The sequence below is a fragment of the Arthrobacter sp. Dra40 genome (assembly GCF_059091905.1).
On record NZ_JBNHHB010000409.1, the window covers coordinates 1 to 2,491 of the forward strand.

Annotated in this window: 2 protein-coding genes and 1 pseudogene; all 3 read right to left on the bottom strand. The window is 65.3% G+C overall.

All coding sequences use genetic code 11. From position 1 onward, the window contains the following. Positions 1-121: 121 nt before the first annotated feature. Entirely contained in the window at positions 122-937 is an 816-nt protein-coding gene (gene tpiA, locus AC5RWT_RS36560) for a triose-phosphate isomerase (protein WP_494084487.1), read from the bottom strand. A 126-nt stretch (positions 938-1,063) separates the two neighbouring features. Beyond that, positions 1,064-2,302: a phosphoglycerate kinase gene (locus AC5RWT_RS36565; RefSeq protein WP_494084488.1), complete on the bottom strand. Its 1,239-nt coding sequence runs from the start codon at positions 2,300-2,302 to the stop codon at positions 1,064-1,066. A 37-nt stretch (positions 2,303-2,339) separates the two neighbouring features. Next, a pseudogene (locus AC5RWT_RS36570) lies at positions 2,340-2,491 on the bottom strand (type I glyceraldehyde-3-phosphate dehydrogenase); the annotation flags it as partial.

Sequence of the window (2,491 nt, forward strand, 5' to 3'; positions counted from 1 at the left end):
GAGCAGGATGAGCAGGGTCAGCAGCAGGCTGGTGATGCCGAGCAGGATTTGCAGCGTGATCTTCAGAGCTTCCACAGTGGCCTTTCGTCAGCTGTCGAGATATCCCGGTGGCGGGAAGACATCACTTTGTCAGCAGATGGTGTTCGAACCTCACAATATTAGCAAATTCGCCCGCGTCGAGGCTGGCACCACCAACCAACACGCCATCGACGTCGCGTTCGTTGAGGATCGCAGCTGCGTTGCCCGCCTTCACCGAGCCGCCGTAGAGCAGGCGCACGCCGGCTGCCACGGTGTCATCGAACAGGACGGCCATCTCCGCGCGGATGGCGGCGCACATCTCCTGGGCGTCTTCGGGTCCCGCCACTTCCCCGGTACCGATCGCCCAGACCGGTTCGTAGGCGATGACCAGCCGTGCAGCCTGCGCGGCGTCAAGGCCGGCTACATCCGCGCGCAGCTGGCTGAGCGTGTGCTCCACATGGTCGCCGGCTTGCCGCATGGCCAGGCCTTCGCCGATGCACAGCACCGGGGTCAGCTTGTGGCGGTAGGCAGCCTTCAGCTTGTTGTTCAGCAGGGCATCGTCTTCGCCGTGGATCTCGCGGCGTTCCGAATGCCCCACCAGCACATAGCGGCAGCCCAGTTTGGCCAGGAACTGCCCGGAAATGTCCCCGGTGTACGCACCGGCGTCATGCGGCGAGAGGTCCTGGGCACCGTAGACCAGCTTCAAATCGTCGCCGTTGACCAGCGTCTGCACCCCGCGCAGATCGGTGAACGGAGGGAAGACGGCCACCTCCACCCGGCTGTAGTCGTGTCGGGCGTCGCTGAGCGTCCACGCCAGCTTCTGCAGCAAGGTGATGCCCTGGACATGGTCCATGTTCATCTTCCAGTTGCCGGCGATCAGCGGGGTGCGATCGTACTTGCCGTTGGTCGAGGTGGTCACTCAAGTCTCCATCTGTCGTGCTGGGCGTCGGGCCGCGCCGAAGGGCGGGGATGTCGAGGTTCGGGGTCGGGTTGCACCGTCACGCTGCGTCCCGGCTGCGCGGCGGGGCTGCGCCCTCGGCTGCTGTCAGGCCTCCAGGGCGGCAAGGCCGGGCAGTTCCTTGCCCTCCAGGTACTCCAGGCTGGCGCCGCCACCGGTTGAAATGTGCCCGAAAGCGCCGTCGTCAAAGCCGAGGGTACGCACGGCTGCGGCGGAATCGCCGCCCCCGACGACGGTGAACCCATCGCTGCCGGTGAGGGCCTTGGCGACGGTGCGGGTGCCGTTGGCGAAGGCATCAAACTCGAACACGCCCATGGGCCCGTTCCAGAAGACAGTATTGGCCGAGTGGATCTGCCGGGCGAAGGCTTCGGCCGACTCCGGACCGATGTCCAGGCCGATGCCGCCGGAACCGAACGAGGCCGATTCAATGCTGTGGGCGGGAACTATTTCCCAGGCGGCATCGGCCGCGAACTTTTCCGCGACCACAATGTCGGTGGGCAGAATGAAGGTGCAGCCCAGTTCCTTGGCGCGTGCGAGGTAGCCGCGCACCGTGTCGAGCTGGTCCTGCTCCAGCAGGCTGGCGCCCACCTTGTATCCCTGGGCAGCGAGGAAGGTGAAGACCATCCCGCCGCCGACCAGAAGGTAGTCTGCCTTGCCCAACAGGTTCTCGATGACGGCGAGCTTGTCGGAGACCTTGGAACCGCCCAGCACCACCACGTACGGCCGCTGCGGGGCCTCGGTGAGCTTGTTGAGGACCTGCAGCTCCGTCCGTACCAGGTCGCCCTGGTAAGCCGGGAGCTGGCGGGCGATGTCGTAGACCGACGCGTGTTTGCGGTGCACTGCCCCGAACGCATCGTCCACATAGGCTCCGTCGCCACCGGTCAGGCCCGCGAGCTCGGCAGCAAAGGCCTGCCGGTCGGCGTCGTTCTTGCTGGTTTCGCGGGGATCAAACCGCACGTTCTCCACCACCAGCACTTCGCCGTCCTGCAGTCGGGCAGCGGCTTCCTGCGCCGCCGGGCCCACCGTATCTTCGGCGAACTTGACGGTGGCCGGCGCCAGTTCCTTCAGCCGGGCGACTGCCGGGCGCAGCGAGAACTTATCCTCGGGTGCTCCTTTGGGACGGCCCAGATGGGCGGTGACGATGACCCGGGCCCCGGCCTCCGCCAGCTTGGTGATCACCGGCAGCGAAGCGCGGATGCGGCCGTCGTCGGCCACCTTCAGGTCCGGCAGTTCGCCCTCCAACGGGACGTTCAGATCGGAGCGCACCAGGACATGGCGTCCACGGACCCCTGCGGCCAGCAGTTCGTCGAGAGAATGTGCAGTCATTTCCACCTTCATGCGTATGGAACGGGCCATGCCGTACCTAGGCCAGCTTCGATGCGATCAGTTTCGTCAGGTCGACCAGACGGTTGGAGTATCCCCACTCGTTGTCGTACCAGCCAACAACTTTCACCTGATTACCCATAACCTTAGTCAGTCCCGAGTCGAAGATCGAAGAGGCCGGGTCTGTGACGA